The sequence below is a fragment of the Pseudomonas sp. NFACC37-1 genome (assembly GCF_900101575.1).
In the GTDB taxonomy this organism is placed as follows: domain Bacteria; phylum Pseudomonadota; class Gammaproteobacteria; order Pseudomonadales; family Pseudomonadaceae; genus Aquipseudomonas; species Aquipseudomonas fluorescens_AA.
In genome coordinates this window covers 19,842-33,659 of sequence record NZ_FMUZ01000016.1, presented here as the reverse complement: position 1 = coordinate 33,659, position 13,818 = coordinate 19,842, and the positions used below count along the sequence as shown (strand labels likewise).

Below are 13,818 nucleotides of genomic sequence, written 5' to 3'. Positions count from 1 at the left end.
CGAATTACTGCGCGGTCGCAACGGCCGCCGGCGGCGTCCAGATCACGTCCTTGATGCTCAAGGGCTTGGGAATCAATTTGAGCTGGTAGAAGCTGTCGGCGATTTTCTGTTGTGCCGCCACCACTTCCGGCGTGAGGAACAGCGCCCCGTAGCCTTGGCGTTTCACCGACGTCAGGGTGATGTCCGCCGGCAGGCCGAGCAGCGGAGAAACCTGCTTGGTCACGTCTTCAGGATTGGCCTTGGACCACTCCCCCACTGCGCGCACCTCTTCCACCAGGGCGGTAATGACCTGGGGATTCTTTTGCGCATAGGGTTTGGTGGCGAGGTAGAACTGGTGGTTATCGACGATACCTTTGCCGTCACGCAGGGTGCGTGCCTGCAATTGCTGTTCGGCGGCAGCCTGGTACGGGTCCCAGATCACCCAGGCGTCCACGCTGCCCCGTTCGAACGCGGCACGGGCGTCGGCCGGCGGCAGGAACACGGTCTGGATATCGGAATACTTGAGGCCGGCGTCTTCCAGCGCCCGCACCAGCAGGTAGTGGACGTTGGAGCCTTTGTTCAGCACGACTTTCTTGCCTTTGAGGTCTTGCACCGACTGGATGGGCGACCCCTTGGGCACGAGGATGGCTTCGCTGGTGGGCGCCGGTGGCTCATAAGCGACGTAGAGCAGATCGGCACCCGCGGCCTGGGCAAACACCGGCGGGGTTTCACCGGTCACGCCAAAGTCGATGGAGCCGACGTTCAAGCCTTCCAGCAGTTGCGGGCCGCCGGGGAACTCGGTCCATTGCACGTCCACGCCTTGGGCAGCCAGGCGTTTCTCCAACGAGCCCTTGGCCTTGAGCAGCACCAGGGTGCCGTATTTCTGATAACCGATCCGCAAGGTCTCGGCTTGAGCTTGAGCGATGACGCCGAGGGACACAGCCGCAGCAAACAGAGCGACCAGCCCGCGACGCAAAATGACAGTGCGCATGGCGCCTCTCCTTTTTGCTGTGGGGTTTTGGCTGCACCTGCTGGGCCGTTGGCGGCTGAGTAAGGTGAGTTGAATCAGGGTGTTCGGGGTTTAAATGCTCCAGCGAGCACTCAGCAAACGTTCGTTCAGTACATTGGGGTCCAGCGGCCTGGGCCGACGGGCCATGGCACTGAAAAACTGTTCCAGCGCCTCGTCCAGGCGCTGTTGCAGGGCCGGCGTCAATTGCGCCTGAACGCTGCCTTCGCCGTAAGCGATCTGGCTGTCTTCGGCAAAAATCCCGTGGAGCATTTCCTGGGCCTTGAGCGCCGACAACACCGGCTTGAGGGCGTAGTCCACCGCCAGCATGTGGGCGATGCTGCCGCCGGTTGCCATCGGCAACACCACTTTATGGGCCAGGGCGCGCTCAGGCAGCAGGTCCAGCACAGTCTTCAGCGCGCCGGAAAAAGACGCCTTGTACACCGGCGTGGCGATCAACAGGCCATCGGCGTTTTCGATCTGCTGGAGCAGGTCGACCACCTTCGGGCTGTCGAAACGGGCATGGAGCAGATCTTCGGCCGGGAAGTCGCGTATCTGATAACTCACCACTTCCACACCTTGCTGCTGCAACCAGCGTTGCGAACGTTCCAGCAGCACCCCTGAGCGGGAGCGTTGGCTGGGACTGCCACCGAGTGAGACGACCAACATGCCTACCCTTCCTTAACTGTCACGTGCGATTCGCGGCGGGCGATCTCGCTGCATGGGTCAAACCATAACAGGGGATTAATATATCTTTAAATCATATTTATTCATTTAGTTATGCAATTTAGACATATTTAATATCCTTTCCTTGCCGCAATAAAAAAGGCCGTCGAAACGGCCAAAACCCTTGGTGCACAGGTACTGATCGTTCCCACGCTCTGCGTGGGAATGCAGCCAGGGACGCTCTGCGTCCCAAAAGCCGAACGCAGAGCGTCCGTTGAGGCGTTCCCACGCAGAGCGTGGGAACGATCATCAGATCAGGTTCAGGTGTTGCCTCAGCGATTGGGCTGCGGGGTGAGGCGCAGGTAAGGCTTCACGGCGCGGTAACCCTTGGGAAAGCGCTGCTTGAGCTCCTCTTCATCCTTGAGCGACGGCACGATCACCACTTCATCACCGTCCTGCCAGTTGGCCGGGGTGGCGACTTTGTAGTTGTCGGTCAGCTGCAGGGAATCGATCACCCGCAGGATCTCGTTGAAATTGCGCCCGGTGCTGGCCGGGTAGGTGATGGTCAGGCGAATCTTCTTGTTCGGGTCGATCACGAACAGTGAACGCACGGTCAAGGTGTCGCTGGCATTGGGGTGGATCAGGTCGTACAGGTCCGAGACCTTGCGATCGGCATCGGCCAGGATCGGAAAATTGACCACGGCGTTCTGGGTCTCGTTGATGTCCTCGATCCACTTGTGGTGCGAGTCCACCGGGTCCACCGAGAGGGCAATGGCCTTGACCCCGCGCTGGGCGAACTCGTCCTTGAGCTTGGCGGTGAGGCCCAACTCGGTGGTGCATACCGGTGTGAAGTCCGCCGGGTGGGAAAACAGCACACCCCAGCTGTCGCCGAGCCATTCATGGAAGCGAATCTTGCCGGCGCTGGAATCCTGCTCGAAGTCGGGGGCGATGTCGCCGAGTCTGAGGCTCATGGTGCGGCTCCTGATGAGGTTGTCGTGAGCCCAACTTTGCACCGGTTTCGATTGTTTTAAAAAGAATAAATATCCATTTATCTAGATCATTAGCGAATATAAAAAACTGTTCACTGGCGCCATTCCGCCTATCGGCCCAAGATCGCCATCGAGGTTCGAGAAGGCCTCGAGTTGCTGAAAGAGGAGAAGTTTCGAGGACGGCTACAGGGGTGGGCCTGACTCGAAAAACGTAAAGCCCCGCCCGGCGTGATGCCGGGCGGGGCTTTTTTTTGTTTTGTACCCACACTACGGAAATTATTGACGCGATTTCAGGACGAGCGGCTAGGATAGGCAACATGAACACTCAAGCCTTGTTGACTCATCTGCAAAACCAACTCCCTGGTCTGCTGGCGGTTTACCTGTTTGGTAGCCATGCACAGGGCACCGCCGGGCCTGACAGTGATGTCGATTTGGCTGTGCTCTTGTCCGGCGAGGTTGACCCTGTGGCGTTATGGCAGCTTTCAGGGGATTTGGCGGATATCGCTGGCAGTCCGGTGGATCTGATTGACCTACGTGCGGCAACCACCGTCATGCAATATCAGATCGTGACCCGAGGCCAGAGACTCTGGGCCAGAGACGTACAGGCGGGGTTATTCGAAAGTTTTGTTCTCAGCGAGAAAACAGCCTTCGACGAAGCTCGAGCAGGCTTGCTCAAGGATATTCAGGAAGAAGGCAGCGTGTATGGCCGATGATGTACTGATCAATAAAGCAGCGAGTATCGAGCGTTGCGTCGCCAGGGTACGGGAGGAATATGAGAAGAATCCCGCTACGTTTGCCACCGACTTCACTCGCCAGGATTCGGCAGTTCTGAACATTCAGCGTGCATGTGAAGCGGCATTGGATATGGGCCAGCATTTGATTCGCCGTGAGCGACTGGGCGTCCCACAAAGTGCCCGGGACGTGTTCGAGTTGCTTTTTCAAGGGGGCTGGGCGGAGGAAGGCCTGGTTAAAAACCTGAAGAACATGGTTGGCTTCAGAAACATCGCCGTGCATGACTATCAAGCCCTGCAACTGCCGATCATGGTCGCGATCATTACCCAACACCTGGACGATTTCCTGGCGTTCAGTGCATTCATCCTGCGTAAAGACGCGACGCAGTCCGCACCTTAGCGGACAGCTGGCGTAGAAAATGCGCAGGTCAACACGTAAAAGCCCCGCCGGGCGCACTGCGCCGGGCGGGGCTTTTCTACTTTTCTACGTCTTACATGAAGTTGTAAGTGTAGTTGAAGATCAGGCGGGTCTGATCCTGGCTGTCGCCTGCACCGCTGCTACGGTAAGTACCCTGACGCAGGGTGGTGCCGAAGCCTTTCAATGCACCTTGCTGGATGACGTAATCCACACGCATGTCGCGTTCCCACTCGGAGTAATCGCTTCCACCAGCGGTGGCGGATTTGACGTCGTCACCACGCAGGTAGGCAACCGAAGCTTTCAGGCCTGGAACGCCTAAGGAAGCGAAGTCGTAGGAATACTGACCGAAGGTGGTATTTTCACCGGCACGGACAAATCCGTTGATCATGCTGTCGGTGAACAGGTAGAAACTCGCACCACCAGCACCTTCAGGACGGTTGTTGCCGTCAACCACGTTGCCCTGGTTCAGGTAGACAAAGCCACCGTCATCGCCGACCTGTTGGTGACCCAGCAGGAAGGCACTGCCGCCCAGGGTGTAAGTGAACATGGCGCTCCAGGTCTTGTTATCGACCTCGCCCGGGGTCTTGGCATAACCACCGTTGTTATTGAAGCGATAGCCAGCATCGCCGTTACGGCCATCCGAGCTGCTGTCGAAGTAACGCAGGTCAGTCTTGAACGACTGGCCTTCGCTGATCGGGAAGACGTGCACAGCGCCCAGGAAGTGCTGTTTGTAATAGTCTTGCAGGTTGGCGTAGTAGTACTGCAGGGTCAGGTCTTTGGTGACTTTCCAATCAGCGCCAGCGAAACGGAACTGGTTGCTTTCCTCGGTACCGCCCGCCACGGCCAGACCAGTGCTGTTGCTGGACGCACGGCCAGTGGCATGTTCCAGCTGGCCGGCGTTGAAGGTCACATTGTCGATTTCCTTGGAGGTGATGGTGCCACCTTCAAAGGTCTGTGGTAGCAGACGGCTGTCGTTGGCAACCAGGATCGGCAGGTTAGGCGCCAGGGCACCACCCAGGTGGGCCTCGGTCTTGGAGAAAAGCGCCTTCACGTTGCCGGACAAACGGCTCCAATCATGTACCGCCGAACCATCGGTATCGGCTGGCATATAGGAACCGTTGTTACGGCCCCTACCCCCATCGAGACGAATACCTACCAGCGCCTGAGCGTCGATACCGAAACCAACAACACCTTGCGTGAAGCCAGACTTGTAGTCGAACTTGAGGCCGGTGCCCGTTTCGCGCAGATCCTCGCTGCCCGTTTCATGGTTGTCGTTGTTGAAATACAACGTACGAGAACTGACAGACGCCTTGCTGTCTTCGATAAAACCGGCGGCGCCTGCCTGCTGCGCCAAAACCCCAACGGCCACAGCCAGGGCCAAGGTGGACTTGTTCATGCTTCGCTCCTCTCGTTTTCTAATTCTTGTGTGTCTTTGGTTCCGAATCGAACGCCCGGAATCCGCGGATGCGCGATTAGCGCCAGACCGTGACTGACAAGTCAATCGTAACCATTTGTGACTAAGACCATGGTCTAACCCTGCGACACCGGCCGGCAGGATAATGGATTCTCTATAAATCCAAAAAGAATTGTTTCATTAGTTTTCAGCTCGTTTCGACATAAAGGTGCCATTAAAGCGTCATCAAGTCGCGACAAGGCTTATCGGCGATATCGAGGATTACTGAATGGTGTTTTGTCGGGCTTTTGCGAGGGCCGCTCATCCTGCGGCGAAATAGGCTCCGGCGCCTCCAATGGCTTCGATCATGATCACGACGACGGCGCGCGCGGTGCGATCTTGAGCGTTCCAGACTAGCTGCTCATTGTCTGAAATCAAGATCGCGGTCGCGCAGGGTTCAGGACGGCTCTACAGGGCTTTTTCGAAGATCTTCGAATTACGTTGATAGTTGTAGAGCGAGGCCCGCGCTGCCGGCAGACGGTCGACGCTGCTGGGCTCGAAACCGCGTTCGCGGAACCAGTGGGCAGTCCGGGTCGTCAGCACGAACAGCGTCTTGAGCCCTTGGGCGCGGGCCCGGGTTTCGATTCGCTCCAGCAGTTCATCGCCCCGGCCACCGTGGCGGTATTCCGGGTTCACCGCCAGGCAGGCCAGTTCCCCGGCGTCCGAATCGGCGATCTGGTACAGCGCCGCGCAGGCGATGATCATGCCTTCGCGCTCGACCACGCTGAACTGTTCGATCTCGCGTTCCAGCACTTCACGGGAGCGACGCACCAGAATCCCCTGCTCTTCCAGTGGGCTGATCAGGTCCAGCAGGCCGCCGACGTCTTCGATGGCCGCCTCGCGCACCACCTCGAATTGCTCCTGGGCCACCAGCGTACCGCTGCCATCGCGGGTGAACAGTTCAGCCAGCAGCGCGCCATCCTCGGCATAGCTGACGATATGGCTGCGTGCGACGCCGCCACGACAGGCCTGGGCCGCCGCATCCAGCAGCTCGGCCTGATAGTCGCTGCCCAGGCGCTGCATGTGGCCCGGAACCTGTTGCGGACGCAATTCCCGAACCAACCGTCCGTCCTCGCCGATAAGCCCTTGCTCGGCGCCGAACAGCAACAGCTTGTCGGCCGCCAGGTCGATGGCCGCCCGGGTGGCGACGTCTTCACAGGCCAGGTTGAAGATCTCTCCCGTGGGCGAATAACCCAGCGGCGACAGCAACACAATGGAGCGTTCGTCCAGCAGGCGGTTGATGCCCTTGCGATCGACCCGGCGCACTTCACCGGTGTGGTGGTAATCCACGCCTTCGAGCACGCCGATGGGACGCGCGGTGACCAGGTTGCCGCTGGCGACCCGCAGCCGCGAGCCCTGCATGGGCGAGGAGGCCATGTCCATGGACAGGCGTGCCTCGATGGCGATGCGCAACTGGCCGACCGCGTCGATCACGCACTCCAGGGTCGCCGCATCGGTGATACGCATGCCGTGGTGGTAATGGGGCGTCAGGCCCCGTGCCGCGAGGCGGGTCTCGATCTGCGGGCGCGAGCCATGAACCAGTACCAGGCGCACACCGAGGCTGTGCAGCAGCACCAGGTCATGGACGATGTTGCCGAAATTGGGGTGTTCCACCCCGTCGCCGGGCAGCATGACGATGAAGGTGCAATCGCGGTGGGCGTTGATGTAGGGCGAAGCGTGACGAAGCCAATTGACGTATTCGGGCATGAACCTGGACCTGTAATAAATAACAGCCAAAAAAAGACGAAACAGAACGCACAACGGGCTGGTGGTTATCGTCGGAACAGGCTTGGCGACACGCGCGCTCTCCTCATGTGATGAATACGGGCCCGCAAGGGCACAATTTAACCGGCCGTGGCCGGCGTCAGGCAGTAATGGCCGATCAACTGCCGCAACAGCTGTACGGTAGGTTGCAAACGTGACATTTCAAGGTACTCGCCCGGTTGGTGGGCACAGGCGATATCGCCAGGACCGAGCACCAGGGTTTCGCAGCCAAGGCGCTGAAGATAAGGCGCTTCGGTGCCGAACGCCACTGCTTCGGCACGATGGCCGGTCAGTCGTTCGGCCACGCGGACCAACTCCGCGTCCTCGGCCTGCTCGAACGGCGGCACTTCGGGGAACAGCGGCGCATAGTCGATCTTGACCTGGTGTCGCTCGGCAATCGGCTCGAGCTTCTGCCGGATCGCCGCCCGCAGCACTTGCGGGTCCATGCCCGGCAACGGGCGCAGGTCGAATTCCATGGAGCACTGGCCGCAGATCCGGTTGGGGTTGTCGCCACCGTGGATGCAACCGAAGTTCAGGGTCGGTTGTGGCACGCTGAACTGCGGATTACGGAATTCACGCTGCCATTGCAGGCGCAGGCCACGCAGTTCGCCCATGGCATCGTGCATGGCCTCCAGGGCGCTGTGGCCCAGGCGCGGATCGGACGAATGGCCGCTGCGCCCGAGAATGTCGATGCGTTCCATCATCACGCCTTTGTGCAGGCGAATCGGGCGCAGACCAGTCGGCTCGCCGATCACCGCCGCGCGCCCCAACGGTCGACCGGCATCGGCCAGGGCTCGGGCGCCGGACATGGAGCTTTCTTCGTCACAGGTCGCGAGGATCAGCAGCGGTTGCTTGAACGGTTGGTCCAGCAGCGGCTTGACCGCTTCGATGGCCAGGGCGAAAAAACCCTTCATGTCGCAACTGCCCAGGCCCACCCAACGGCCATCGACCTCGGTGAGCTTCAAGGGATCGGTCTGCCATAACGCACCGTCGAACGGCACCGTGTCGCTGTGACCCGCCAACACCAGGCCGCCGGGACCACTGCCGAAACTGGCCAGCAAATTGAATTTGCCGGGGCTGACCTGCTGGACATCGCAGGAGAATCCCAGCTCGGTTAGCCAGCCTGCCAGCAGCTCGATCACGGCGCTGTTGGACTGGTCGAGCCCAGGTTGGGTACAACTGACCGAAGGCGTGGCGATCAGGGCAGCGAATTGATCTTTCATGGACGGCAAAGGCATCGCTGACTCCAGGCTTACAGATTGATGTCCATCATAGAACCATCCGGCGCAAGGAATAAACCGTCGCGGCGCGTAGGATGAGCGAGTCCTGTACACTGCACGGCCTTGGCAGCCACACCCCTCCCCCGGCTGCGCACCCGATCCCTGGATTTTCCGGCCATGCAGAAAGAAACCGAAATCAAACTCCGCGTCAGCCGCGAGACCCTGGCAGCCTTGCGCGAGCATCCGCTGCTGAAAAAACGCAACAAGAGTGGCTGGGAACGCCACGAATTGATGAACCAGTATTTCGACACGCCAGAGCGCGACCTGGCCCGGGCCAAGGTGGCCCTGCGCCTGCGTCGCGACGGTGAAGAGGTGATCCAGACCCTCAAGACCCGCGGCCAGAGCGTCGCCGGCCTGTCCGAACGCAACGAATACGACTGGCACCTGCCCAAGGCCAAGCTCGACCTGAAGAAGCTCGACGGCGAATGCTGGCCCGAGGCCCTGGCCGAACTGGACAAGAAAACCCTCAAGGCCATCTTCACCACCGATTTCGTCCGCGAACGCGCCGAAATCGCCTGGGGCCGGGGCAAGAGCAAGGTGGTCATCGAAGCCGCCCTGGACCTGGGCCACGTCGTGGTGGGCAAGCAGAAGGAAGAAATCTGCGAACTGGAGCTGGAATTGCGCGAAGGCGAGCCCGCCGCCCTGCTGGAACTGGCCGCCGAGCTGGCCGCGACCCTGCCCTTGATGCCCTGCGACATCAGCAAGGCCGAGCGTGGCTATCGTCTGCATGACGCGGGCAGCTATGCCTTGAGCCTGCCGGCCCCGCAGTTGACCGCCGAGACGCCGCTGGATGACGCCTTTGCCGCACTGAGCTGGCATTTGCTCGGCAGCAGCCAACGCCTGGCCGAACAATACCGTTTCAACGGCCACTGGCGCCTGCTGCAGGACTGGGTGGAAAACCTCGCCGAACTGCGCGCCCTGCTCAGCAGCCTCGGCCAGGCCGCGCCGCGCCAATCGACCCATGACCTGCGCCTGGCCCTGGACGCGTTGCTGGAAGACTGGCGTCCGCTGGTCCAGGCTGGCCTGGACGACGAAGACGTGCGCAAGGCCGCGCCGGAACAGTTCCTTGAAGAGCTGCAAGACCCGCGCTGGGGCCTGTTCTCCCTCAACACTTCACGCTGGCTGCTGGCCCGCAGCTGGGCCGCCGAGCGCAACACCCGTGGCAATCGCCAGGGCGCGGCACAACTGGGTAGCTGGCTGCCGCGTCTGCTGGGGGAAGAATCCTCGTCCCTGCAATTGCAACGCTATCAGCAGCAGCCGGAAGACCTCGCCGAGCAACTGCCGCGTATCGAACGCATCCAGGCCTGGCTGCACCACGCCCGCCATGTGCTGGAGATCCCGGAAATGGATCGCCTTTATGGCGAGCTGAACAAGCTGGCGCAACTGGCCAACCAACCCATCACCGACGAAACGCTGGATGCGCGCAAGCAGCAGGCGATTGCGGTGTACCAGAATCGGGCCTGGAAGACTTTGCTGCGGCTGTGATGCCGCCATCGCGAGCAAGCTCGCTCCCACAGGGGTTCAGCGTTGTAACCACATCTAGTAGTGGCCGCTGAAGATCAACTGTGGGAGCGAGCTTGCTCGCGATAGGGCCAGCACATCCTCCACAGAACTCAGCGCACCACCGGCAAACTCGTCGTCGACTTGATCTCCGACAGCGCCACGATCGAATTCACTTCCTGGATCCCCGGCACCATCGACAGCTTTTCGAAAAAGAATCGCTCATACGCCTCGATGTCCGCCGTGACGATGCGCAGCAGAAAATCCACCGCCCCCATCAACACATAACACTCCAGCACTTCGGGGAAGCCGCGAATCGCCTCGGTGAACTCGGTGAAGTTCGAACGGCCATGGGCGTTGAGTTTCACTTCGGCGAAGATCTGCGTGTTGAGGCCGATTTTCTTGCGATCCAGCAAAGTCACCTGAGCACGGATGATGCCCTCCTCCTTCATCCGCTGGATCCGCCGCCAGCACGGCGATTGAGACAAGCCGACCTGCTCGGCGATTTGCGCACTGGACAGCGAGGCATCCTCTTGCAGCAGCGCCAGTATCCGGCGGTCGTAGCCATCCAGCTCACTTTGCATAAATAAACCCGTGATAAATGATCTGGAGAATCAAACGATTCGAAAAAACGCCATAACCACTCATCTTAGATAAGAAATACCCAGCGACACATGTAAATATTTCTCCCGCACTCCAGGAGACCATCCATGCCCCCGCTCGAAGCCGTTGCCACAACCACGACCCGCGCCGACGTCTGGCACGCCGCCAATGCCCATTGCCGAGTGCAGTACCAGATGCTGGCCGAGGCCGAACCGGATCTGCTGTGCCGGGCGTTGAACCTGTTTGCCTTGCAGGGCCTGACGCCACGGCACGTGCGCGTCGAGCGCCTCGACGATCTGCTCTCCCTGGACATCGGCCTGGACGGGCTGAGTTGGCACCGGGCCCAGGTGATCGCTGAAAAATTACGTAACCTGATCGGCATGTGCTCGGTGGACCTGCAAAGCGCTGAATTTACGAGGGTTGAGCCGACCCAAGCGGCCGGTTGAGCGCCCCACGGGCAAGACCTGGTAACGCATTGGTCGGGTAGTGGCCCAACGGACCACGGGGTCGGGACTATTCTTTTGCAGACCGAGCGAGGACGCCGAAGCGTCTGTATCGCGGCTTTGCTGCAATTGTCCAATAGGAACCCGCATGTCCACCAAACACGCCACTCAGGACCGCTGGCTGGACCTCAATGATCTGCTGCGCCAACTGGTCACCCAGGGCTTCATCAGCCAGGATTCAGCCGAAACCGCGCTCAACGCCCGCCGACGCCACAGCGCCAATAGCCAGCTGCATCCGCTGGAGTTCATTGCCAACCAGCACCTGGACGACCTCAGTCGACCCGGCAAGCGCCTGGACCTGGAGAACCTGACCCTGTGGTTGTCCCAGCAGGCCGGCCAACCCTACATGCGCATCGACCCGCTGAAAATCAACGTAGCGGCCGTGACGCCCTTGATGTCCTATGCCTTTGCCCAACGCCACAAGATCCTCGCGGTAGCGGTCGATCGTGACGCCGTCACCGTTGCCAGTGCACAGCCCTACGTCAGCAGTTGGGAAGCCGACCTGACCCACGTGCTCAAGCTGCCGATCAAGCGGGTGGTCGCCAACCCGGTGGATATCCAGCGCTTGAGCGTGGAGTTCTATCGCCTGGCCAAATCGGTCAGCGGCGCCACCACGACCGACCAGCAACCGAGCAACCTGAGCAATTTCGAACAGTTGCTCAACCTGGGGGCCAGCGACCAGGAACCGGACGCCAACGACGCTCACATCGTCAATATCGTCGACTGGCTGTTCCAGTACGCCTTCCAACAACGGGCCAGCGATATCCACATCGAACCGCGCCGCGAGCAGGGTACCGTACGGTTTCGCATCGACGGTGTGCTGCACACCGTCTATCAGTTCCCGCCGCAGGTCACGATGGCGATCGTCAGCCGCCTCAAGAGCCTGGGGCGGATGAACGTCGCGGAAAAACGCAAACCCCAGGACGGCCGGGTCAAGACCAAGACCCCGGACGGCGGCGAAGTGGAGTTGCGCCTGTCGACCTTGCCCACGGCGTTCGGCGAGAAAATGGTCATGCGGATCTTCGACCCGGAAGTGCTGCTCAAGGATTTCGACCAGCTCGGCTTCTCCGCCGACGACCTGCGCCGCTGGCAGGACATGACCCGCCAGCCCAATGGCATCATCCTGGTGACCGGGCCTACCGGTTCCGGCAAGACCACCACCCTCTACACCACACTCAAGAAACTGGCGACGCCGGAAGTGAACCTCTGCACCATCGAGGACCCAATTGAAATGGTCGAGGCCTCCTTCAACCAGATGCAGGTCCAGCACAACATCGACCTGACCTTCGCCGCCGGGGTACGGGCACTGATGCGGCAAGACCCGGACATCATCATGATCGGTGAGATCCGTGACCTGGAAACCGCTGAAATGGCGATCCAGGCGGCGCTGACCGGGCACCTGGTGCTGTCGACGCTGCACACCAACGACGCGCCGAGCGCCATCAGCCGCCTGCTGGAGCTGGGTGTGCCCCATTATCTGATCAAGGCCACCGTGCTCGGGGTCATGGCCCAGCGGCTGGTGCGCACCCTGTGCCCGCAATGCAAGGCCCCGCTGGCCCTGGACGAAGACGACTGGCAGACCCTGACGCGCCCCTGGCAGGCACCGCTGCCAAGCAATGCCCAACAGGCCGTCGGCTGCCTGGAGTGCCGCGACACCGGTTACCGCGGCCGCGCCGGTGTCTACGAAATCATGCAACTGACCGACCGCGTCAAGGCCTTGATCCACCCCGACACCGACCTGCTGGCGGTGCGCCGCCAGGCCTTCAAGGAAGGCATGCGCAGCCTGCGGCTGTCGGGGGCGCAAAAGGTGGCGGCGGGCTTGACCACGGTCGAGGAAGTGCTGCGGGTGACGCCGCAAAGCGAGCAGAAGTAGGAACTGTCTGGCTCAGGGGCAGAAAGATCCCACAAACAAAGCGGAACGGACCATAGCGAAGATACTGGCCGCGTGCCCTACACTCAGGGCTCGCAGGTCCATCTCAATTCGCACAGGGAACCGTCATGCAGATCGGTAGCGTACTTTTACTTTTCATCGGCCTCGTGGTCGCCATTCTCTTCATGGGCTTCAAGGTCGTGCCCCAGGGCTACCAATGGACCGTCGAGCGGTTCGGGCGCTACACCAACACCCTCAAGCCCGGCCTGAACATCATCATCCCGGTGATGGATCGCATCGGGCGCAAGATCAATGTCATGGAAAGCGTACTGGACATCCCGCCCCAGGAAGTGATTACCGCCGACAACGCCACGGTACAGATCGACGCCGTGTGCTTCTTCCAGGTGGTCAATACGGCCCAGGCAGCCTACGAGGTCAATAACCTCGAACACGCCATCCGCAACCTGCTGCAAACCAATATCCGCACCGTGCTGGGGTCCATGGAGCTGGACGCGATGCTGAGCCAGCGCGACGGCATCAACGAAAAACTGCTGCGCACTGTCGATGAAGCCACGGCGCCGTGGGGCATCAAGATCACCCGGATCGAGATCAAGGACATCAGCCCCCCGGCGGACCTGATGGCCGCCATGTCGGGGCAAATGAAAGCCGAACGTATCAAGCGTGCCCAGATCCTCGAAGCCGAGGGCCTGCGCGCATCGGCGATTCTCACCGCCGAAGGCAAGAAGCAGGCGCAGATCCTCGAGGCCGAGGGCAGCCGCCAGGCGGCGTTCCTGGAATCCGAGGCCCGCGAGCGCCAGGCGCAAGCCGAAGCATTGGCCACCCAAGTGGTGTCCCAGGCCATTGCCGACGGTAACGTCCAGGCCGTGAACTACTTCGTCGCACAGAAATACATCGATGCACTGGGCAAACTGGCGTCAGCCAACAACAGCAAGGTGATCCTGATGCCGCTGGAAGCCAGCCAGGTCATCGGTGCGGTCGGTGGCATCGGCGAGATCGTCAGGGCCACCTTTGACAGCAAGAAAGCCTGAGGCGCGC

The 13,818-nt window shown here is 60.7% G+C and carries 13 protein-coding genes; 6 read left to right on the top strand and 7 right to left on the bottom strand.

What is annotated here, in order from left to right:
- Nucleotides 1–4 precede the first annotated feature (4 nt).
- The 3 genes from BLP82_RS17340 to BLP82_RS17330 all read right to left on the bottom strand — a co-directional run bounded on the left by BLP82_RS17340 (nucleotide 5) and on the right by BLP82_RS17330 (nucleotide 2,622).
- Complete coding sequence (locus tag BLP82_RS17340) at nucleotides 5–970, bottom strand: sulfonate ABC transporter substrate-binding protein (RefSeq protein WP_092170584.1); 966 nt, start codon at nucleotides 968–970, stop codon at nucleotides 5–7.
- 90 nt (nucleotides 971–1,060) lie between these two features.
- The gene (ssuE, locus tag BLP82_RS17335) at nucleotides 1,061–1,654 is read right to left on the bottom strand and encodes an NADPH-dependent FMN reductase (RefSeq protein WP_092170580.1); all 594 of its coding nucleotides are present in this window, start codon (nucleotides 1,652–1,654) and stop codon (nucleotides 1,061–1,063) included.
- A gap of 329 nt (nucleotides 1,655–1,983) precedes the next feature.
- Complete coding sequence (locus tag BLP82_RS17330; protein WP_024617266.1) at nucleotides 1,984–2,622, bottom strand: peroxiredoxin; 639 nt, start codon at nucleotides 2,620–2,622, stop codon at nucleotides 1,984–1,986.
- A 335-nt stretch (nucleotides 2,623–2,957) separates the two neighbouring features.
- Here BLP82_RS17330 and BLP82_RS17325 point away from each other — a divergent pair, with 335 nt between their 5' ends.
- Nucleotides 2,958–3,353 carry a type VII toxin-antitoxin system MntA family adenylyltransferase antitoxin gene (locus BLP82_RS17325; RefSeq protein WP_092170576.1) on the top strand — a complete coding sequence of 132 codons (396 nt, stop codon included), beginning with the start codon at nucleotides 2,958–2,960 and terminating at the stop codon, nucleotides 3,351–3,353.
- Nucleotides 3,343–3,771: a type VII toxin-antitoxin system HepT family RNase toxin gene (locus tag BLP82_RS17320; protein ID WP_092170570.1), complete on the top strand. Its 429-nt coding sequence runs from the start codon at nucleotides 3,343–3,345 to the stop codon at nucleotides 3,769–3,771. The genes BLP82_RS17325 and BLP82_RS17320 overlap by 11 nt, the downstream gene beginning before the upstream one ends.
- A gap of 91 nt (nucleotides 3,772–3,862) precedes the next feature.
- On the opposite strand, the gene BLP82_RS17315 is transcribed toward BLP82_RS17320, so the two are convergent.
- The 3 genes from BLP82_RS17315 to argE form a co-directional block, all read right to left on the bottom strand.
- On the bottom strand, nucleotides 3,863–5,185 hold the full coding sequence (locus BLP82_RS17315) for an OprD family porin (protein ID WP_092170566.1): 1,323 nt from the start codon (nucleotides 5,183–5,185) through the stop codon (nucleotides 3,863–3,865).
- A 465-nt stretch (nucleotides 5,186–5,650) separates the two neighbouring features.
- Nucleotides 5,651–6,949 carry an amino-acid N-acetyltransferase gene (gene argA, locus BLP82_RS17310; RefSeq protein ID WP_053126389.1) on the bottom strand — a complete coding sequence of 433 codons (1,299 nt, stop codon included), beginning with the start codon at nucleotides 6,947–6,949 and terminating at the stop codon, nucleotides 5,651–5,653.
- 137 nt (nucleotides 6,950–7,086) lie between these two features.
- Nucleotides 7,087–8,244: an acetylornithine deacetylase gene (gene argE, locus BLP82_RS17305; protein ID WP_072405960.1), complete on the bottom strand. Its 1,158-nt coding sequence runs from the start codon at nucleotides 8,242–8,244 to the stop codon at nucleotides 7,087–7,089.
- A gap of 159 nt (nucleotides 8,245–8,403) precedes the next feature.
- Here argE and BLP82_RS17300 point away from each other — a divergent pair, with 159 nt between their 5' ends.
- The gene (locus tag BLP82_RS17300) at nucleotides 8,404–9,771 is read left to right on the top strand and encodes a CYTH domain-containing protein (RefSeq protein ID WP_053189063.1); all 1,368 of its coding nucleotides are present in this window, start codon (nucleotides 8,404–8,406) and stop codon (nucleotides 9,769–9,771) included.
- 128 nt (nucleotides 9,772–9,899) lie between these two features.
- Here the strand turns inward: BLP82_RS17300 and BLP82_RS17295 are convergent, their stop codons facing one another.
- A complete protein-coding gene (locus tag BLP82_RS17295) occupies nucleotides 9,900–10,370 on the bottom strand; it encodes an Lrp/AsnC family transcriptional regulator (RefSeq protein WP_060743113.1) in 471 nt (156 codons plus the stop codon).
- A 126-nt stretch (nucleotides 10,371–10,496) separates the two neighbouring features.
- On the opposite strand from BLP82_RS17295, the gene BLP82_RS17290 reads away from it, so the two are divergent.
- From BLP82_RS17290 to BLP82_RS17280, 3 genes are all read left to right on the top strand, one after another.
- Nucleotides 10,497–10,835 carry a hypothetical protein gene (locus BLP82_RS17290; protein ID WP_060740145.1) on the top strand — a complete coding sequence of 113 codons (339 nt, stop codon included), beginning with the start codon at nucleotides 10,497–10,499 and terminating at the stop codon, nucleotides 10,833–10,835.
- Nucleotides 10,836–10,980: 145 nt separating this feature from the next.
- On the top strand, nucleotides 10,981–12,765 hold the full coding sequence (locus BLP82_RS17285; protein WP_092170561.1) for a type IV pilus assembly ATPase TfpB: 1,785 nt from the start codon (nucleotides 10,981–10,983) through the stop codon (nucleotides 12,763–12,765).
- Between the two features lie 125 nt (nucleotides 12,766–12,890).
- The gene (locus tag BLP82_RS17280) at nucleotides 12,891–13,811 is read left to right on the top strand and encodes an SPFH domain-containing protein (RefSeq protein WP_014340768.1); all 921 of its coding nucleotides are present in this window, start codon (nucleotides 12,891–12,893) and stop codon (nucleotides 13,809–13,811) included.
- Nucleotides 13,812–13,818 lie beyond the last annotated feature (7 nt).